Raw genomic sequence first — 19,938 nt, forward strand, 5'->3', positions numbered from 1 at the left:
CCTACTTATACATGAAACGATACAGCCCACCTCAAAGGCTTTTAAAGGCACATCTGATTACTGTTACAAACGAAAATTGTAACCTGCGTATAGACAAATTTCTATCAGATTTTTTAAATATAAGCCGCCATAAAGTCCAATCAGCCATTGCAAACGAACAGGTTTCCGTTAATAATCAGCCTATCAAATCCAATTATAAGGTTCAGCCTAAAGATGCAATCCTAGCCCATATACCTACTGACACGGAGGCAACTACCCTAACTCCGGAAGCGATACCGTTGGATATTGTATATGAAGATGACCACCTACTGGTTGTCCACAAACCGGCGCAGATGGTCGTACATCCAGATGCTGCCCATCAAACCGGAACGCTGGCCCATGCATTGCTCCATCGCTATAAAAATTTACCTTTAAAAGACGATATGCCTACCCGGCCGGGCTTGGTACATCGGATTGATAAAGATACATCTGGTCTATTGGTAGTCGCGAAAACAGCAGAGAGTTTGGCCCATTTGTCCCGTCAATTTTACAACCATACCGTCAAACGGATTTACCATACATTGGTGTGGGGCAATCCTGAAAATGGATGCGGCACCATCGATTTAAATATTGGGAAAAACCCCCGCCACCATCAAAAAATCGTAGCTTTTCCCGATGCCCAACAAGGGAAACGAGCCATTACCCATTATCAGGTCATCAAGCCCCTACACCAGGTTGCCCTTGTAGCCTGTAGATTAGAAACAGGGCGTACCCATCAGATTCGCGTCCATATGCAACAGATCGGTCACCCCCTCTTCGGTGATCCCAAATATGGGGGTGATGTAATTGTTAAGGGGCAGCGCTATGCTTCCTATAAGGCCTTTATACGCAACTGCTTTAAACTAATGCCCTACCAGCCACTCCATGCAGCGGTATTGGGTTTTAACCACCCGGTTACCGGAGCACCGCTCTCCTTTGAAGCCCCTTTACCAGAAAATTTTGTTAAACTTATAGAGAAATGGGAAAAATACAATACCGCTCGTATGGACCATGTTGCGCAAGATAAAACATTCGATCAAAAAAGCCTTTCACTTTTCCAATAGGGAAAGCAATAGCTTACTAGCTATGGTTACCTTTATGCTGGTAGCTGTTATGGCACCTAAAGTAATACAGTTATACTACAAATGGACCTATAAACCAGACCATTGCGCAGACACCGCCTTATTGGACAAACAGCTGGCGTTATTGCAAGCAAATGCCGATAGATTGGTCCCATTCGATATAAACAGTGCTACAGCAGAACCATTACAAGCCATAGAAGAGATGACCGAGCAACTTGCCGGTAAAATCCTACGGTATAGAGACAAATTAGGCGGTTTTGTTTCTGTGGACCAATACAAAGAAGTATATGGCCTATCTGGCCGACTGCGCATCAAACTGATGGAGCAGACCACCATACGAAAAGGGTATCCACCTAAAAAAATATCCTTAAACCAGTCAACCTTTAAGCGCTTGGCCGCCCATCCCTATATTTCATATGATATGGCCCAAGCCATTATAGATTACAGAAAACGCAAAGGAAAATTTACTACCTTGCGTGCCATTGAAAACCTACCAGGCTACCATCCAGATTGGGGAAAAAAAATAATGCCCTATCTCTCCCTTTAGCCATCCATTACAACAGCTCCCCCTTTTTTGATTTCTAAATAAGAATGCGTATTATAAAGTGTAGCACTACTGCTATACCTATTTATTAACTTTTTAACGGCTTGATCTTATGATATATTTTAATATGCCGTTATATATAGTGGCAGTTTTTTTGGGACTAACCTTTCTAATGGGTATTTATTTTAGTAGAAAAAGAACTACTTTTCGGGAATATGCAATTGGGAATAAACAATTTGCTACGGCTACTTTAGTGGCTACGGTATTAGCGACGTTTTTTGGAGGAGGAGGACTAGTGCGTAATATAGAGTGTGTGTATGACCTTGGTTTATGGTGGATAATGTATCAACTTATAAAAAATTCTTGTCATCTTTGGATTTTCAGTAGATTAACATTACGTATGGGCTCATTTATGCATCACCTCTCTATGCAAGAAACGATAGGTCATATCTATGGTAAGTACCCAAAAGTTATGGCTATACTAGGTGGTATTTGCTTTTCTATTTTCGTTATTATAACGCAAATCAAAGTAATGTCTTTGGCTATTAACATGTGTATCGAATTAAATAACTCCTACGTAATACCTATAGTTTGTACCTCACTGCTTATTTTCTACTCTACCTTTGGAGGTATTAGGGCTATTACTTATACAGACGTACTCCAGTTTATAACTTTTGCCATTATTATTCCCTTTTTAGCTTGGCTTATGTTTGTACAGGTAGGAAAGCCAGTTGCTGAAATCATACCTATCATCCAAAACTACCCTAAGTTTCAATGTGCTAGTTTATTTAAAGATAAACAGCTAGTCAGTCTGTTACTACTAATTTTAACTGGTATAGTCACTCTTATTGACCCTACAGTAATACAGCGGGTGTATATGAGTTCTAGTCCTATTCAAGCTAAAAAAGTTTTTGCCTATGCAAATATTTTTGAGATTATTATAACTTTCTTTATAATTCTAATTGCCATATTTGTTTTTACAGGTGCACCAAGTCTACCAAAAGAAGCAGTATTCGGATATATAGTAACTCATGTTCCATCTTTTTTTAAAGGACTGCTTACTATTAGCTTACTCGCTATGACGATGTCTACCGCTGATTCTTACTTAAATGCTTGTGCGATTATGGTCAGCCATGATGTTCTAAAAACCGTTCAAAACAAAAAAGAAATTTCTGACGCAGATCAACTTAAAATAGCTAGATGGACCACGTTGACGGTGGGACTAATAGCTATGGTACTAGCCTTTCATTACAAGGATTTATTGCAATTACTATTTTTAGCTTATGCTTTTTATATACCTATTGTAACGGCTCCCTTTATCTTAGCTATTTTTGGTTTTCGAGGTACTTCGCGTACCGCTTTAATCGGTATGACTACCGGTGCATGCACTATTTTAGCCTGGAACAAGTGGGTTAAGCCCTCCACAGGGATGGATGGTTCTTTTGTCTCTATGTTGGCCAATGGCTTGGCCATGGTAGCGGCCCATTATCTATTCAAACAACCAGAAGGGGCGGGCTGGTCTAAACCAGATGACGAGTTCCAGCAAATGCGGCAAGCGCAAGCGCGGAAGCGTGCGGAACGAAGAGCAGCGATTAAAATGGCGTGGGCCAACAGAAAAGTAACCTTGGGTAAGCTGGCTCCTGGTGATGCTACGCTACGCTTAATGGGACTCTATATGGTGGTTACTTCTATTGTAGATTATTGGTTTATGCAACCCACTGGCATCTCTTGGGCCATCAGCCAAGTTTGTATAGGTGCGCTTTTTATAGCTTCTAAAACCTTCTTTAGCAAAATGCTGCCCAACTGGTCGATTGGCCTAGGTGCACTTACCGCACTAACGATTTATTTGCCGTTAGATTTGCTTTGGCACTGTTGGTATGCATTAGACCCAACTTTTACTGCATCCTTATCTTTGACCCATTGCGCCATTATTTTATCGATATTACCCCTCTACCTAGGTACAAAAGTTGTAGCAGCGACCACTTTATTGATGGCCTCTACGGCCATTGGATGCGCTTTGCCGGAATTAGTTGCGCTACTTCCGCTATGCATAGCGATACTATTTATATTTGCCATTATTATTTACTTTAAAGTCAGATTAAGCCGTTCTACCACTAAAATTCTTTATTTTGAAAAAAGAGAACAGCTTAAAGAAGCGGAAAAACTAAAAGCTTCTTTATATGATGCTGCTATAATACCAGCTGCTTCAGCTGGCCAGTGCAAGGGCTATGGCGCTATTCTAGGGCAAGTTATTCGTAAAATGGAAGAATCCATCTCTTTTTTAGATCAAAATACCCCACTTTATAAGCAAGATTTTCAAAGTATTATCCATAGGCTTTATGATTGGGTAGCCTATTTTAATAGAAGAGAAAAGGCCAAAAAGCATGCACTGCTCCAGCCTACTAAAATTGATATAGACCAACTGATCCATAAGGTAGAATTTGCCTTGTCTCAAGAGATGGCTGACCCGCCTAGGCTACTGGTAGAAAAAATAAATGATATGGGGCCATTATGCCCCCATATCATATGTGATATCAACCAAGTAGTCTACTTATTGACTCAGGTTGTTTTACGGGTGGGTAGCCTAGCGAATGCCCCTATCATCCGCCTACAACTCCAGACTACCGCTTTACAATTTAAACAAGCAGATGCTGTTGAAAGCCATTACCCGCTATCGATTCTTTTTGAAGCTACTGCCTGGGTAATAAGCAAAGCGGCTACCCCTTTTGAAGCACTTCCTAAAGTAAAAAAATGCTATGATGACAGGGTAGATCCTATAGGACCTCAAGTGCAGCAGCAATGTCCACCATCGATAGACCTTCAGCAAGCCACCATCTCCACTATTGTAGCTGCCCACTATGGTTACACAGAAATTGCTCTGCATAGAATACCACCAACTATCTTGCTGGTATTGCCTACTGATGTTACTGAAATTCTGAATCATATGACAGCTGGGCTACCTATAGATGCTTTAGCGAAAGAGGGTCCTATCAGCCCTAAGGAGGAAGCCGATTCCATGATGGCTTTAATGCAATTCCATGACTATGTCTGCAAATCTGCTTATGAAAATGATCCCATCGATCTAGTTACCCTTTCAGGGTTGCTGCTACTGCTGCGGCAACGCTTTGGCAGCAAGCGCCATGGGTCAGGTCAATTATTTTATGTACGGGCAGTAGGGATTGCCACACTAGTGGTAGAATGGGCTTTTCACTCTCCTAAAGTGATTTATGCCTCTTTGCTCTATGACCTGGTACGCCATACCTGTTTGCCCCTTTCTTACGTAAGGGAACATTATAATTTAGGGGTCTATGGATTTGTATGGAATGTAGTAAATACAGACAAACGAGAAGCATTAGATCATCCTTCTTTGCTTTATGTACAGAACCGCTTGCAAGCAGCGATCAAGGAAGAGCATGTACAGCTTTCCGTTCTATTTATCAAACTAGCCGAACGGCTCTATGATTTGCGCCATGCAGCCGGCTATGTGCATCTACCAGAGGTACACCATATGGCACAAGAAACCTTGACCATAGATGTGCAATTAGCTAATAAATACTTAAACCCAGAGATAGGCGCAGCTTTAGAAGAAGCCGCCAAAGCTGCACTAGCCATTTGTGCCAATCACCCATCGGAGAAAAACCACCATACAGTTGGTTAGTACTCCCCTCCCTCTCCCCATATCACCTTACTTTGTATAAAGCTGCCTGAGCAAATCAACTGTTTTTTCCACTTCCGAAAAAGTAGTATTTTTACTAAAAGAGAAACGTATTGCATGGTTGTCTCCCTTTTGCAAAGCCGATAGAACCGATGAACCTATAGCGCTACCACTTGTACAGGCACTGCCTGCAGAAACAGCTATACCATGAATATCTAAATGGTAGACAACCATATCACGCCCATCCCAGTCAGGCAATGAAATATTTAATAGGTTGGGGCTGCTTTGGGTTAAGCTTGCACTCTGTCCATTAAAGGTTACATCGGGCATATCTGTTTTCAATAACCCGATCATATACTGCTTAATGGCTAATAAATGTGCCACCACTTGTGTCTTATGCTCAAAAGCCATTTCCAATGCCTTGGCCATTCCAACAATATAGGCCACATTTTCAGTCCCTCCGCGCATATTTAACTCTTGACTCCCCCCCGTAATCAGTGGTGCAACCGATGCTTTAGCATCTATATAGACAAAGCCAATCCCTTTGGGCCCATGTATTTTATGGGCAGAACCAAGGGCAAGGTGGCAAGACTGGAAATCAGCAAGGCCGCAATAGATGCTTTGAATGGTATCGGAATGAAAACATGCCTCATATGCCTTACAAAGCGCTCCGATGGCTACGACATCTGTTATATTCCCTATTTCATGGTTGACCCGCATAAAGCTCACCAAAGCATGGGGATGGTCTTTTAACCATTCTTCTATTTCATCCAACATAAAGCCCCCACTTTGGTCCACCTGTACATAGGATAAGTTAATCTTACCCTGTCTGGCCAAGATTTCTAAAGGCATCCGAACCGAAAGATGCTCCAATGGAGAAGTCAACACATGGGCGATTTGCATCGCCTCTATAACACCCCTTAACAACATATTGTTCCCCTCTGTACCACCAGAAGTAAAAAATATTTCAGAAGGGGCCACACCAAATAAAGTAGCTATTTTTTTTCTAGCTTTTTCAACTGCTGCTTTCGCACGACAACCATAACGATGCACAGAAGAAGGATTGCCACAAAAATGGGCCATATAAGGCAGCATACTATTCAATACTTCTGGATCTAATGGTGTAGTAGCAGCATGATCTAAGTAGATATCCATAATAAAGTGTATAAGCCAGGTGGGTGAGTCAATGAATGGTACCTCCTATTATCCAACCCTATCATTGGCCTTCCATACATCCCGTATAGTGCAACATCTGGCTGGCCAATCTTTTGATGTCTTCAATCGGAGTGGTCTGATTTACTTTAACCATTACTTCAAAGAAATTTTTGCAGGTAGGATCAAAATGCCCCACACGGCATTTGGCATGATGTTGGGCTAGAATAGATGCGAACACTGGATGGACGGTCCAATCTAAGTAAAACAAATAATCAAAAGAAGTTTCTATAAATTTTTGTATGCGGTCACTTTTTGCCTTCCCTAAAATAGTAATGGCATGATGGTCAAAAGCATAACGCAAATGACTACTGGTATGGATACGATCTTTCTTTGTAGTGTAACAAAGCACACCCACTTGCTTATCCAAATTTTTTAAATCTCGAATAAAACGTTGTACCACCTCATGCTTGGCAGGACTTTCATAACTATAGAGTACACCTATAGTGGTTGCTTGGTTCAAGCCTACATTGCTGCGTGCGACTGTCTTATTTTTTGAGGCCAATCGGGCCACAATGGCTAAAATAAAAAGCTTTACAGTGAAGTATAAACGCATCATGCCATCATCTTTATAAGCTCATCTTCCTCCAAAATGGGAATACCCCATTGGATGGCCTTGGCCAACTTAGATGGACCAACCTTGCTGCCTGCTACGAAGTAATCCACCTTAGTAGAAATAGCAGGCAATACCCTGCCTCCTGCTTCCTCTATTAATTTAGTACATTCTGCCCTTGTAAACTTTTGAAAAGTACCCGATATAACAAAGTTTTTTGAAGCAAAGGGTAATAAAACATCAACAGGCTCCGGCAAGGCAAACTGCACACCCGCAGCTTCAAGCCCATTAAGAATGGTTTGTTGGTAAGGATCTTGGAGGTAATCCAGTATACCCTGCACAATCTTCTCTCCAATATCTGGTAGCTGCAATAGCTCCGCTTCACTAGCCCCTTTCAACCGCTCCATAGACCTAAAGTGTAGCGCTAGTTTCCTAGCTACCGTTTCCCCAACATGCTGAATACCTAAAGCAAACAATACCCGATCAAAAGGTCTTGTTTTGGAGGCTTGAATATGAGCCAATAGTTTTTGCGTAGATAGCGCTTGAAAGCCCTCTAAGCCATTGACCGCATCATAACGCAATGTATAAAGATCTGCTGCCGTTTGGACCAATTTAGCCTCCAATAAAGCATCAACCGTTTGAGGGCCTAAGGTATCAATATCCATCGCTTTGCGATGGGCAAAATGGAGTAAAGTTCCTTTTAACTGGGGCAAACAGCGCTGCTTATTGGGGCAGTAGTAGGCAACTACGCCTGCTGCCCGGTGGAGTAATGTCCCACAAGCAGGGCAAGAAGAGATAAAACGAATAGGCTGGCCATCCGTATGGCGGCGGGCTCTATCTACCCCCACGACTTTGGGAATAATCTCTCCACCTTTTTCAACAAAAATCGTATCACCCAAACAAAGATCAAGCCTAGCCAACGCATCTGCATTGTACAAAGAAGCACGACGGACCATAGTGCCCGCCAATGGAACTGGACTAAAATGGGCAACCGGAGTCACTATTCCCGTTCTGCCTAGCTGGAAAGTTACGCCTTCTAAGATAGAGGATGCACTTTGTGGCTGATATTTATAGGCAATGGCCCAGCGTGGCGATTTGGCAGTTGTGCCCATTCTATCTTGTTGATCCAACTTATTTACCTTGATCACCACTCCATCCACCTCAACCGGTAAATTCTTTTTATGCCACGCACAATAATCGACATACTCCATTATTTCCATACCATTATGGCATACCTTGTAGGTAGGTGGCACAGCAAAACCCAACGCAGCCAGTAACACCAACGCCGCTTGTTGGGTAGGACAAGTATAAGATGGCCCATAAAAACCATACCCATAAAATGCCAGCTGACGATCTTTAACCCCCGCTACATCCAATGCCTTTAATGTACCAGCTGTAATATTACGGGGGTTGGCCCATAAAGGTTCACCTTTTGCCTTGCGTGCACTATTTAATGCTTTAAAAACTGCCTTGGACATAAAGGCTTCGCCGCGCACCTCAAATGCATCACATGGCGCGCCTTGAATGTTTTGGGGTAAGGGCAAACATTGGGCCACATGGCGTGTGACATCATCGCCTTTTTCACCATCACCCCGTGTCACCACACGTACCAATCTCCCCTTTTCATAAAGGATGCTTAGTGCCACACCATCTATTTTAGGTTCACATATAAAATCTATCGTTGCACCAGGAAACATTTTTTTTACCCTTTCCACAAATTGCACCACCTCTATTGCTGAATAGGTTTTAGCCAAAGAACGCATAGGCGTCTGGTGATAAACCACTTCAAAACCCTTTGAAGGTCGTTCTCCAACCACTTCAGTTGGAGAGTTAGGCCATTTTAAATGGGGATGGGCCTCCTCCAATCGGGTTAACTGTTCCAATAATTGGTCATATGCATAATCAGAAATTTCAGAAATCCCCTTTTGGAAATAACATTCATTGTAGTACCGAATTAAATCTACCAAACGTTTGATCTCCTTACTGATATCAGATGGCTCCATAGACTATTCACTCTATATTATAAACTGAACCTATTTTTTGTAGAGGCAAACCAACCCACTATAATAGCCATTCAACCAATGCCGCCAACCCAGCCCCAAGTAAACTAACCCACAAAGTAAACTGGTTCGAATGATGGTTGGGACTCGCCTCAAAAAGCATAGTAGCCGAAATGTACAAAAAATTACCGGTTACAATAGCACATAATACCACACTACCACCATCAGAAATATAATGATGGGCATAGCTACTCAGCCACAACCCTACGGGAGAAGCCAAAGCAAATAGCACCAAATAGCGTAGGATGTGTGTAATAGACAAGTTAAAACCACGCAACACACTAGTTAAAGCAAAAGCTTCTAGAAACTTATGGAGCATCATACCCAGTAAAAGCCCTTTTTGGGTAGCATGACCGGAATGACCATGGGCCAAAAGGGTGCCATCTAATAGCGCATGCAACGCAATAGAACTTAAAAAGGAAAACATTTTATAGTTCTTTAGGCAAGCATGACCTGAAGTTGGCGCCATAGAATGGCCATGCTCCACACCAGCGGTAAAGGTTTCAATAAAACGCTGCAAAAAAAATCCAACCATCATACAACCACCTACATACAGGGGCGCTACCTTAGACAGAAAAAGCTCAGGCATTAAATGCAAGAAAGTATTGGCCAATAAGTAACCTCCTGAAAAAGTTAGCAAACGTGGCAAAATGCGCATTGAACACTGTGTAACCACCAAAAGGCCACCTAGTAATGCGGAAAGAAAAAGTGCAAAAAACTCGATAATCATTATCAATCCATGATAGTTAAAAACGAACCGCTATCCGTAACCGTGCGCTTCGCGCACGATTGTTTCTATTTACCTCCTCTACAGAGGGCATAAAGGGTTTTTTTTGTAGTGGAACAAAAGGACGCAATAGATTGCCATAACCATCCTGTTTAATTTTGCCCAATACATTACCCGTATTGAAAAAGTTTTTAACCAATCGATCCTCTAAAGAATGATAGGCAATAATGGCCAGGTGCCCTTTAGGTTTAATACATTCAACACTGCGCTTTAGTAGTTCTTCTAATGCAACAAGCTCATTATTTACTTCAATACGAATGGCTTGAAACACCTTTGCAAGATACTGATTTACTTTTATTTTAGGCGCAAATGGTTCAAGAATAGTTCTTAACTGATGGGTCGTTACAATAGGTGCACACTTGCGTGCCTGTATAATGGCTTCAGCAATGGCCATTGCGCCCGCTACTTCCCCATAGCCATTCAATAAATGGGCCAATTGCTCTACCGTATAGCTATTTACTATGTGCTGGGCCGAATAAAGGGAATTTGGATCCATCCTCATATCCAATTTACCATCAAAACGAGTAGAAAAACCACGTTCTGGCGTATCTATTTGGTAAGAAGAAGTGCCTAAATCTGCTAAGATACCATCTAGTTGTGCAACACCGTAAAAATTTATAAATTCCTTTACAAACCGGAATGGTGCCCTAATGAAGGTTAAAGGTTTACCAGTAAACCATTGGGCCATTTTAGCAGCCGCTGGGTCCTTATCAAAGGCAAATAAATGGCCACTAGATAGCAATTCGACTATTCTTTTTGCATGGCCCCCTCCCCCAAAAGTAAGGTCAGCATAGTGGCCTGTTGGTACGATAGACAAGCCTTGCACCACCTGATCTGCCATCACTGGTATATGATAGCACTCTGAAACAGTTGTAACCATATATCAAAGATTGTACACTTTAAATGCTTTACAAAAATAATTAGACCCTTTAAAAATACAAATAAACTACTAACAAACTTAAAAAAACTACTTTTTGCAATATTAGTAATTATTTTGTATTAATGTATATATAGTTTATTGTGCAATTGATATGCATGTTTTTGAAAGGTTGCTATTGCTATAGGTATTTATTTTTGGGCCTGGCACGATAAGTTCGTAACTTTAAGAACAGAAAATTTACTCTGAGGGTAAACAGTAATCTTAAAAAGATAAGCTTATAGATTCGGTTAACCTGACAATTTTTTGATTCTATCAAATGATAAAAAAACATGAAATTCCTGATGTAAACAATTGGAATTTACATCAGCTTGCAAGAGCAGTAAGTAAAGACCCAAACGATACCCAACAAGCTTGGTCTACCATTCAAGCAGCCTATATATGGGCAGAGCAGGTTGAACAAAAAATGGACAAAGCAATATGCAAACGTTGTATAAAAGATTCACTACAAGTAGCCATCATTGCTGCTACAGAGATGTTTTTAGATCTTCCTACCGTTATAGTTCCCCTCTTAGCACCAGCTTTTTTAGCAAAATTTATTGGAAAAGAAGCTATTGAAAAACAATTTGGTTTAAAAACAGCTTCCATACTACAGGAACTGGCCATGTTAAAGGATTACAGATTACGTAACGATACCATTCGTAACTATCCGAATTATCCTGACATAGATTGCCACGATATTTTAGCCATTTTGCTACAAATTTGTGACATTATTCACGTACATTGTAGTGGCGTAACATTCGAAAATCTGGATGCAGAATTGATCCCTTCCAATACCCAACTGTTACTTGAGCTCAAACATTTTTATATCCCATTATCGCATAGAATGCGCTTATATGATATTCAAACCAAGTTGGCAGATTTTTGGTTAAAGCATACAGACACATTGAGTTACTATGCCATTACGGCTAAGCTTGGCATGACTAAAATAACAAGGCAGCAAAAATTAAATCTTGTTGCTGAAGAAGTGCAAGCAGCTGTGAAAGAACGCGGTATTGATTTTATTATAAAAAAACGGATTAAGTCGGTTTATTCTATTTGGCATAAAATTCAAAAACTAAAGATTGATTTTGATCAAGTCCATGACCTTACGGCTATTAGAATCATTTTAACCAATATGGATGGTAAAACATTACAAGAAGAAAAAATAGCTTGTTGGAAAATACTTAGTATCATTAGCAATCTCTATAAACCAATATGTAATATTATGAGGGATTGGATCAGTATACCAAGAGATAGTAGATATGAGTCGCTCCATCTCACCTTTGAAACCTATAAATATGGGCAACTAGAGATACAAATACGTACAGAACGCATGGACTATATAGCAGAATATGGTGAGGCAGCACACTGGAAATACAAGTATACCAGCCTATAATTACCTATCAAACGAGGTGCATAGGATTTGATACTCCAGCTATTTTATGAATGAATAACCCATCTATGGTAAATCTTTCTTTCGTTTACCCATTTTTTTGGTTAAAAAAAAAGCTGCAATGGATGATTGGAGTTGGTTCTTTAATTTGCGTTAGCTTATATGGCATACTGGCCTTTCCTAACACAAACACACCCAATCGTTTGCTGGTGGTTCCAAGGGGATGTACCCGTTACCAACTCAAAGAAAAACTAAAAAATGAAAGCTACATAAAAAATGGAACTACTTTTTTATGGGCAAGCTATTTATTGAGGTATCATCCTGAAAATAGGCCTGGTCAATATAGCATAATGGACCATATGGATAATTGGCAGATGATTAGAATGCTACGTGGTGGCATCCAACACCCCGTTAAGCTTACTTTTTCTACTGCGGCCAATAAGGCTTCCTTAATAGATCAGCTCGTCCGTTCTGTAGGTATCACCAAGGAACCATTATGGGCGCTGTTAAATGATGCAGAAAAGTTATCCATCTATGGCTTTACGCCAGAAAATGTATTAACCATGTTTATTCCAGATACCTATGAAATATACTGGACGATTACAGCAGAACAGTTGCTATCGAAAATCCATCTGGCTTACCAACGTTTTTGGCATACAACACGTCTGAATAAAGCTAAAAAAATAGGCTTAAGTGCAATAGATGTTTCTATTTTAGCCTCTATCGTTCAAGCAGAAACAAACGACCCAGAAGAAGCCGCTAGGATTGCAGGCGTCTATTTAAATAGACTCAAACGTCATATGCCCCTTCAATCTTGTCCAACGCTTATCTATGCACTCAAACAAAAGGGATCTGGTATTAAAAGAGTCTTGGAAAAGGATACCTATATAGATTCTCCCTATAACTCCTATCGTAGAAAAGGGTTACCACCTGGACCTATTGGATTGCCTAGCGTGGCAATGATTGATGCGGTATTGAATTACATACCACATGATTACCTATTTTTTTCAGCAAAAGAAGATTTTTCAGGGTTACATTACTTTGCCTATTCTTATAGAGAACATTTAAAAAATAGCCATAAATATACCAAAGCACTGGATAAGCTAAAAATTATGCGCTGAGGCCAAGTAGCGCCATCCTTTATATCTGTTCGGCAGTATACAATTACCAAAGGTTTCCTAGCATTAACCATCAGAAACCTATGAAAGTCTATCTTAGTGATTTAAAAAATGAAAGCTAGAAAATGGACAAAACTAGAAAACAAAATTTATAAAAATTTGTCCGATTTTTTCAGGCTACTATAGACAAAATGATTTACAGGCTCAACAGAACCGATCTATCTACTGTAATGCTTTTTCAATAGAATCGTTCCAACATTCTATTTTTTGTATCAGCTCATTGGTTTTTGTACCAGCGGCTTCTTGCACTTTTAAATAGGCTACTAGGCAATCAAATGCCACCATAGCTAACAGGTCTTGCTGATCCTGAATGCCAAGTTTTTTCTGATATCCTCTAATCCGTTCTCCTAAGATGCTACCGGCCCTTCTTACAAAGGTTTCATCTTCTGGTTGTACCTTCATAGGATAGATTCGGTCACTGATTTTAATTTTTATAGAAAGTGATTCCATGGTATTAGACTTGTTCAAAATAGGCCAAACAGAGATCTATCTCTTTAATATACTGATTAATCTGATGGACTAAATGATGACCCAATCGAAGGGAATGATGGTTTGCTGTAGGTCCACTAGGGTTTCTTTTTGACGCTTCTAGTGAAGACTTTAATATTTGATTTTCCTCTGTTAAATCTAGAATTTTTTTTTGGTAGTTTGCATGGACTTGTAATAGCTTTGCAACTGTTTTTTCAAATCGTGCTATGATGAGGTGATCCTCTTTAGATGAATTATCTTCTAATAATGACATGGAGTTCACTTTCAAAAGTTTGCATCAGTTGATCCATAATTTGATCAATAGTTTTGTCATTTAGTGTTTTTTCAATATCCTGAAGCGTAAAAGTAATGGCATAAGCGCTTTTATTTTCTGGTAAATTTGGGCCTTTGTAGACATCAAAAAGACGGATGGATTGAATGTTTTTATGCCCCTTCCTTAAAATTAAATCTTTTATGTCTTGGAAACAAACTCCATTATCTACTATCAACGATAGGTCTCTTTTAACGGCAGGAAATTTAGAAATAGGTTGATAAATTTTATGTAGTCTACTAATTTTTAACAATTGATTCCAACAAATATCTGCAAAGAAAACAGGTTGCTCCAACGAAAAATAATTTGTAATAGATGGATGAACCTGGCCAAAAGTTGCCACTAATTTACCGCTGTCTACGACTTCAACGCCCTGTGTATAGAATGGATGGGTAACAGCTTTATACGATACATCTATAATACCCAACTTTTGGACAAGTTGCTCTATAGTAGCCCGAACATTTTGTAACGTTATAGGACTTCTCTGGCTTATCTGATTTACCAGCTCTATTTCACCAGTCAACCAAAGGGCTAATCTTTTTTCTTCATTATATGATCTGCCATCTTGGTGATAAATGGTACCCAATTCAAATAGTTTTAAATCGTGGTGACGGCGTGCAAGATTATAGGCAATCACTTCTAGTCCACTAAAGAGCAAACTAGACCGTAATGTATTGATAGACGCACTCAGTGGATTAAGAATAGAGATTATTTTTTTTGTAGCGCTTATACTTGTATAGGCTTCTTTGGTTAAAGAATTGGTACATATTTCATAATACCCATTGGCTACCAACATTTTACTAGTTTCTTCTGCCACCTTATGGGTCTTATCTATTGTACTTTCAGGAGCGAAATAAGCAGCAGTTAAATGGTTAGGGATCCGGTCATAGCCATATATTCGTGCAATTTCTTCAATTAGATCAGCTTTTCTAGTTACATCTACTCTGTAAGGTGGTACTTTTGCAGTAAACCCTTGCTCAGTTTCTGCTTCAACAGCTATTTCTAAGTCTGTTATAATTTGTTTAATGGTAGTTGGCTCAATTGCTTTACCCAGACATCGCGTAATATCTGCATAAGCAATAGGAATATTAAAATGTGCCAATGGACTTGGATAATATTCTACTACGTCACATGCTTCTACAGACGGGACCAGTTCTTGTAACAATAGCACTGCTCTTTTTAGTGCATAAAGGGGAAGATTAGGGTCTGTTCCACGTTCAAATCGAAAAGAAGCATCCGTTTTAATATGATGGTGTTGCGCTGCGCAACGTATAGCAGTTGGATGAAAATAAGCACTTTCTATAAAAATATGTTGGGTGGTTTCTGTAATACGTGTATTGTATCCACCCATAATCCCAGCCATTGCTATAGGACCCGCTTCATCGCAAATCATTGGTTCATGACCAGCCAGTGTCCTGGTTATTCCATCTAATCCTGTAAATAAAGTACCTGGAGGACATAGCTGCACCATCAGAGACTGACCGATAATGGTATCATAATCAAAAGCATGTAAGGGTTGTCCCAATTCATGCAATACAAAGTTGGTTACATCTACTACATTATTAATCGGTTTTACACCAATGCCCAATAATCTAGCCCGAAGCCATTCGGGAGAGGGTTGAATAGCATTATGCTTAAGCAAGAGTCCTGTATAACGTGAACATAGTATAGGATCTATATGGTCTATTTTTAATGGCCGATCAGATCGCACCGTATGAAAAGCCTCTATGGAAGGAAGTGTCGTAGGAAGGTGTAAAATAGCTTTTAGCTCTCTGGCTATACCTAGGTGTGAGCAAGCATCTGCTCTATTGGGTGTAATTTCGATTTCTAAAATTTCATCTAGTAGATCTTTAAAGTAATCTTTGGCCGGTGTTCCAGCAGGTAACATAGTGGATAATACTATAATGCCACCATGTGCTGGTCCGATGCCAATCTCATCTTCTGAACAAATCATTCCCTCAGACCAGACTCCTCTAATTTTAACTTTTTTAATTTGAAAAGGGGTTTGGTCTACATAATTGTAAATGGTACTACCGACTGGTGCAACCACTACCTTCTGCCCAGCTTCTACATTAGGGGCACCACAAACAATAGTGCACGGCCTATCTGATCCAATATCCACTAAAGTTTGCTGTAATCTATCTGCATTAGGATGGGGTAGACAGGATCGCACTTCACCTATTATAAGCCCATCTAAACCACCCTTAATGGTAGGGTGTATGTGCGCTACTTCTAGCCCCCTTTGGGTTAAAAGGGGGGCCAATTCTAAAGCGTTTAATGAAAAATTTATATAAGACCTTAGCCAATTTAGTGATATCTTCATAGTGCAAAAATAAACAGGTCTATCAATAGCTTGCCTTTAGTTTGGGTGATCTACGCGTTTTAATAATTGGGCTGCATAAGCATCCCAATCATTAATAGGATGTCTAGCTATGCCAGAATCCATAGCAGCGCGTGCAACAGCTATAGAAACAGTAGAAAGCAAACGGGTATCCATCGGTTTGGGGAGTATGTATGCTTTACCAAAATGGATGGTTTCACCATAGTATTTACGAATACCAACGGGTACTTCTTCTTGTGCCAATTTTTGAATAGCTTGTACAGCAGCTTGTTGCATGGCTCCATTAATAGCAGAAGCACCTACATCTAAGGCACCTCTAAAAATGTAAGGAAAAGCGATTAAGTTATTTACTTGGTTCGGGAAATCGCTACGTCCTGTGGCAAAGATAACATCTGGTCTAGTAGCCACAGCATCCCGGTAAGAAATTTCTGGTAAAGGATTGGCTAACCCAAAAATAATAGGATCCTTAGCCATTCGCTCTACACTTTGGCTCATTAATATGTTCCCAGAAGAGAGTCCTATAAAAACATCTGCTCCGACTACTGCATCATGTAAGGTATGCACGGGGCGGTCTGTAGCAAAGGCTGCTTTAATAGGATTAAGTGTATCACTATCCTGACGAATCACTCCTTTTCTATCACACATAATAATCTGCGCTGGATTGGCGCCTAAAGCAATCAAAAGTTTTGCCGTTGCAATGGCTCCTGCACCAGCTCCACTAAAAACGATTTGTACCTCTGTAATAGCTTTATTTGCAATTAATAAAGCATTTAATAAAGCAGCAGCTACCACAATAGCCGTAGCATGTTGGTCATCATGCATAATCGGTATATCCAATTGATCTATTAAAGATGCTTCAATCTGGAAGCATTCAGGTGCTTTAATATCTTCTAGGTTAATGGCACCAAAAGTAGGCGCCAATGCTTTAATAATCCGTATTACTTCCTCAGGATCAGTTGCATCAATTTCCACATCAAAGGCATCCACGCCAGCAAACCTTTTTAAAATCATTGCCTTTGCTTCCATAATTGGTTTAGCAGCTAAAGGTCCCATATGTCCATAACCTAATACAGCTGTACCATTCGATAGCACACCTACCAAGTTGGCTTTATTGGTATATTGGTAAATACGTTCACTACAGGAAGCAATTTCTTCGCAAATTATACCCACACCAGGTGTATAAGCTGTAATGATATCACGGGGTGTATGAAGGGATTTGGTAACACAGGTACCTATTTTACCAGCAGGAAATTGCGCATGATAGGCTAAAATTTGTTCCTTAGTAACAGATGTTTTATTCATAATATTTCGATATTTAGGTAAAAAATCTTGGACATATTAATATAAATATTTGATTGCTAATCAGTAGCAGACCTATCAAGTTACCATTTTTAAATTATTTATACTAAAAGTTGCTACATGAATTAATGGCTTGTTTTGTACTGTAGTTGTTTACTCCGTAATTGTCCACAAGCGGCGTCAATATCTGTACCATGTTCTCCACGCACGATTGCATAAATGCCCTGTGCACGCAGGGTAGAAATAAAATGATAAATGGTTTTGGGCAGACTACGTTTGTAATGGACTAATTCATTTACTGGGTTATAAGGAATAAGATTTACATGAATCAAGTGGCGTTGCTTGCGTGCCAAAATTAAATTGGATAACTCAAAAGCACATGATTCTGAGTCATTCACATCTTTTAATAGAATGTATTCAAACGTTACACGCCTATTTGTTTTTTCCAAGTAGTAATCTATCGCTTCCATAAGTTTTTCTATGGGAATGGCTTTATTGAGCCGCATAATCTGTGTACGTAGTATATTGTTGGCTGCATGCAAAGAAAGGGCAAGATTCACTTGTAGACCTTCATCTGCAAAAGTTTTTATTTTCCGATCTAGTCCACTGGTAGAAACCGTAATATGTCGTGCACCAATAGCAAGACCTTTCGCATGGTTGACAATATGTATAAAACGCAAAAGATGATCATAATTATCGAATGGTTCTCCAATACCCATGACGACGATATGGCTAATTCTTTTTTGCCCAGGCGCTGTATCCAACTTTTTTTGCATATGGAGCAATTGCGCTACTATTTCGCCTGCTGTTAAATCTCTTTTTTTGGGTAGGAGACCACTGGCACAAAATGTACAACCAATATTACAACCCACTTGTGTGGTAACACAAATGGATAGCCCATAGCTATGTTCCATTAAAACGGTTTCAATTAAATGGCCATCATGCAGTTTCAGTAAACATTTAATCGTTCCATCCTTAGCATATTGAATCTTATCTTCTACTATGGAGGTCAATGAAAAGTGGTTATCCAGCAGCGATCGAGTGGCTATACTTAAGTCACTCATTGCACCAAAGCTATTGACCCGTTTTTGGTAGATCCATTTCCAAATTTGGCCACTACGGAAAGGTTTTTCACCCTGTTCTGTCAACCAAAGCATCAATTCTTTTTCAGTTAAATTATGGATAGATGGCTTGGGCAAACAGCTGCTTAAAGGTGCTGACATAAAATTGGTTAAAATAAAGTATTAAAATTATATAGCATATTAGTTATGCTATATAATCAGAAAATAAGCATTAGAAAACATTTTAATGGTTTGGAAATATTTTATGCAAAATATCATACATGCATCGGATAAACACTAGCGTTAAACGGCCAAATCCATCGTTAGGCTTTGTATCCTTAGAAAAAGCAATCTTATTTAGCCATTGCCATGGGATAGGTAAACAGTAAAAAGTGCAGTAGATTTACACCAAAATGGACGATCATCGCGCATACTACTTTACCTGTTTTGTAATACACATATCCATACACAAAACCAGCTATAGCTGCGAGTCCCATATATATAAATCCTCCTTTAAAATGTACTATGCCAAATAGGAACGAAGTGAGTATAACAGCCCATAGTCCATTGTGGACTCCGTAACAGGTTAACCCATTCTGGATAGCTCTTTGTAAGCAACCACGAAAAAATACCTCTTCTGCCATACAAACTAAAAAAAAATTATGGATGATCCATATCCAGAGTATATTGGTCAGGTAAGGATCAAATAATATAAAGCCACTTAGATAACCAGGTATAAAAATAAACGGAATAGACCATATATAGGGAACAACGGTATGCTTTATCAGCTGCCAACAGCTTAGGTGATTACCTGTCTCTAAAGTAGATAGATCACTCATACAATACACCATTAGCATAACCATAGGCTGATCAAAGTTTAGATCCATTGAAAAAGGAGCGGATAATGCAGATAAGTTTGTTGGATGGATCGCGGGTATATTAACAAAGCCTGGAACACCATGGAATGCAATAGCCAATATAAATATACATAACATAGTACGTAATAAAATACTTGTCCACTTATTTAGTGGAAAGTT

The 19,938-nt window shown here is 39.6% G+C and carries 16 protein-coding genes; 5 read left to right on the plus strand and 11 right to left on the minus strand.

Features of this window, described 5'->3' with window-relative positions; translation table 11 throughout:
- Positions 1–11 precede the first annotated feature (11 nt).
- The 3 genes from CHV_RS01990 (at position 12) to CHV_RS02000 (ending at position 5,302) form a co-directional block, all read left to right on the plus strand.
- On the plus strand, positions 12–1,082 hold the full coding sequence (locus CHV_RS01990) for an RluA family pseudouridine synthase (RefSeq protein ID WP_034576775.1): 1,071 nt from the start codon (positions 12–14) through the stop codon (positions 1,080–1,082).
- Positions 1,030–1,647: a ComEA family DNA-binding protein gene (locus CHV_RS04735; RefSeq protein WP_051602155.1), complete on the plus strand. Its 618-nt coding sequence runs from the start codon at positions 1,030–1,032 to the stop codon at positions 1,645–1,647. Before CHV_RS01990 ends, CHV_RS04735 begins: the two co-directional genes overlap by 53 nt.
- A gap of 169 nt (positions 1,648–1,816) precedes the next feature.
- Positions 1,817–5,302 carry a sodium:solute symporter family transporter gene (locus CHV_RS02000; protein ID WP_223245664.1) on the plus strand — a complete coding sequence of 1,162 codons (3,486 nt, stop codon included), beginning with the start codon at positions 1,817–1,819 and terminating at the stop codon, positions 5,300–5,302.
- Positions 5,303–5,329: 27 nt separating this feature from the next.
- On the opposite strand, the gene CHV_RS02005 is transcribed toward CHV_RS02000, so the two are convergent.
- The 5 genes from CHV_RS02005 to rsmH all read right to left on the minus strand — a co-directional run bounded on the left by CHV_RS02005 (position 5,330) and on the right by rsmH (position 10,791).
- Positions 5,330–6,454, minus strand: a complete 1,125-nt coding sequence (locus CHV_RS02005; protein WP_034576781.1) for a cysteine desulfurase family protein — start codon at positions 6,452–6,454, stop codon at positions 5,330–5,332.
- A 61-nt stretch (positions 6,455–6,515) separates the two neighbouring features.
- On the minus strand, positions 6,516–7,070 hold the full coding sequence (locus CHV_RS02010; RefSeq protein WP_034576784.1) for a DUF6913 domain-containing protein: 555 nt from the start codon (positions 7,068–7,070) through the stop codon (positions 6,516–6,518).
- Positions 7,067–9,067, minus strand: a complete 2,001-nt coding sequence (gene ligA, locus CHV_RS02015; RefSeq protein ID WP_034576785.1) for an NAD-dependent DNA ligase LigA — start codon at positions 9,065–9,067, stop codon at positions 7,067–7,069. The genes CHV_RS02010 and ligA overlap by 4 nt, the downstream gene beginning before the upstream one ends.
- A 58-nt stretch (positions 9,068–9,125) precedes the next feature.
- Positions 9,126–9,782: a ZIP family metal transporter gene (locus CHV_RS02020; protein WP_165393814.1), complete on the minus strand. Its 657-nt coding sequence runs from the start codon at positions 9,780–9,782 to the stop codon at positions 9,126–9,128.
- A gap of 88 nt (positions 9,783–9,870) precedes the next feature.
- On the minus strand, positions 9,871–10,791 hold the full coding sequence (rsmH, locus tag CHV_RS02025) for a 16S rRNA (cytosine(1402)-N(4))-methyltransferase RsmH (RefSeq protein ID WP_034576789.1): 921 nt from the start codon (positions 10,789–10,791) through the stop codon (positions 9,871–9,873).
- 316 nt (positions 10,792–11,107) lie between these two features.
- On the opposite strand from rsmH, the gene CHV_RS02030 reads away from it, so the two are divergent.
- Both CHV_RS02030 and mltG read left to right on the plus strand, forming a co-directional pair.
- The gene (locus CHV_RS02030; protein ID WP_034576790.1) at positions 11,108–12,226 is read left to right on the plus strand and encodes an HD domain-containing protein; all 1,119 of its coding nucleotides are present in this window, start codon (positions 11,108–11,110) and stop codon (positions 12,224–12,226) included.
- A gap of 122 nt (positions 12,227–12,348) precedes the next feature.
- Positions 12,349–13,344, plus strand: coding sequence for an endolytic transglycosylase MltG (mltG, locus tag CHV_RS02035; protein ID WP_034577090.1), 996 nt, complete (start codon positions 12,349–12,351; stop codon positions 13,342–13,344).
- Positions 13,345–13,563: 219 nt separating this feature from the next.
- Here the strand turns inward: mltG and CHV_RS02040 are convergent, their stop codons facing one another.
- From CHV_RS02040 to CHV_RS02065, 6 genes are all read right to left on the minus strand, one after another.
- Positions 13,564–13,851, minus strand: a complete 288-nt coding sequence (locus CHV_RS02040) for a cell division protein ZapA (protein ID WP_034577093.1) — start codon at positions 13,849–13,851, stop codon at positions 13,564–13,566.
- 4 nt (positions 13,852–13,855) lie between these two features.
- Positions 13,856–14,143, minus strand: coding sequence for a hypothetical protein (locus CHV_RS02045; RefSeq protein ID WP_034576791.1), 288 nt, complete (start codon positions 14,141–14,143; stop codon positions 13,856–13,858).
- A complete protein-coding gene (pheT, locus tag CHV_RS02050; RefSeq protein ID WP_034576793.1) occupies positions 14,124–16,523 on the minus strand; it encodes a phenylalanine--tRNA ligase subunit beta in 2,400 nt (799 codons plus the stop codon). The genes CHV_RS02045 and pheT overlap by 20 nt, the downstream gene beginning before the upstream one ends.
- A gap of 36 nt (positions 16,524–16,559) precedes the next feature.
- Entirely contained in the window at positions 16,560–17,843 is a 1,284-nt protein-coding gene (locus tag CHV_RS02055; RefSeq protein ID WP_034576794.1) for a malic enzyme-like NAD(P)-binding protein, read from the minus strand.
- 122 nt (positions 17,844–17,965) lie between these two features.
- Positions 17,966–19,063, minus strand: coding sequence for a dual-specificity RNA methyltransferase RlmN (rlmN, locus tag CHV_RS02060; protein ID WP_034576795.1), 1,098 nt, complete (start codon positions 19,061–19,063; stop codon positions 17,966–17,968).
- 191 nt (positions 19,064–19,254) lie between these two features.
- A complete protein-coding gene (locus CHV_RS02065; RefSeq protein WP_223245665.1) occupies positions 19,255–19,896 on the minus strand; it encodes a CPBP family intramembrane glutamic endopeptidase in 642 nt (213 codons plus the stop codon).
- Between the last annotated feature and the right edge of the window lie 42 nt (positions 19,897–19,938).

Origin of the sequence: Cardinium endosymbiont cBtQ1 of Bemisia tabaci, assembly GCF_000689375.1 — a bacterium.
In the GTDB taxonomy this organism is placed as follows: domain Bacteria; phylum Bacteroidota; class Bacteroidia; order Cytophagales; family Amoebophilaceae; genus Cardinium.

Bases quoted from the DNA above. Each gene is read 5' to 3' on its own strand.
- CHV_RS01990 (WP_034576775.1), top strand. From the start codon at position 12: ATGAAACGATACAGCCCACCTCAAAGGCTTTTAAAGGCACATCTGATT.
- CHV_RS04735 (WP_051602155.1), top strand. From the start codon at position 1,030: ATGTTGCGCAAGATAAAACATTCGATCAAAAAAGCCTTTCACTTTTCC.
- CHV_RS02000 (WP_223245664.1), top strand. From the start codon at position 1,817: ATGGGTATTTATTTTAGTAGAAAAAGAACTACTTTTCGGGAATATGCA.
- CHV_RS02005 (WP_034576781.1), bottom strand. From the start codon at position 6,454: ATGGATATCTACTTAGATCATGCTGCTACTACACCATTAGATCCAGAA.
- CHV_RS02010 (WP_034576784.1), bottom strand. From the start codon at position 7,070: ATGATGCGTTTATACTTCACTGTAAAGCTTTTTATTTTAGCCATTGTG.
- ligA (WP_034576785.1), bottom strand. From the start codon at position 9,067: ATGGAGCCATCTGATATCAGTAAGGAGATCAAACGTTTGGTAGATTTA.
- CHV_RS02020 (WP_165393814.1), bottom strand. From the start codon at position 9,782: ATGCGCATTTTGCCACGTTTGCTAACTTTTTCAGGAGGTTACTTATTG.
- rsmH (WP_034576789.1), bottom strand. From the start codon at position 10,791: ATGGTTACAACTGTTTCAGAGTGCTATCATATACCAGTGATGGCAGAT.
- CHV_RS02030 (WP_034576790.1), top strand. From the start codon at position 11,108: ATGATAAAAAAACATGAAATTCCTGATGTAAACAATTGGAATTTACAT.
- mltG (WP_034577090.1), top strand. From the start codon at position 12,349: ATGATTGGAGTTGGTTCTTTAATTTGCGTTAGCTTATATGGCATACTG.
- CHV_RS02040 (WP_034577093.1), bottom strand. From the start codon at position 13,851: ATGGAATCACTTTCTATAAAAATTAAAATCAGTGACCGAATCTATCCT.
- CHV_RS02045 (WP_034576791.1), bottom strand. From the start codon at position 14,143: ATGTCATTATTAGAAGATAATTCATCTAAAGAGGATCACCTCATCATA.
- pheT (WP_034576793.1), bottom strand. From the start codon at position 16,523: ATGAAGATATCACTAAATTGGCTAAGGTCTTATATAAATTTTTCATTA.
- CHV_RS02055 (WP_034576794.1), bottom strand. From the start codon at position 17,843: ATGAATAAAACATCTGTTACTAAGGAACAAATTTTAGCCTATCATGCG.
- rlmN (WP_034576795.1), bottom strand. From the start codon at position 19,063: ATGTCAGCACCTTTAAGCAGCTGTTTGCCCAAGCCATCTATCCATAAT.
- CHV_RS02065 (WP_223245665.1), bottom strand. From the start codon at position 19,896: ATGTTATGTATATTTATATTGGCTATTGCATTCCATGGTGTTCCAGGC.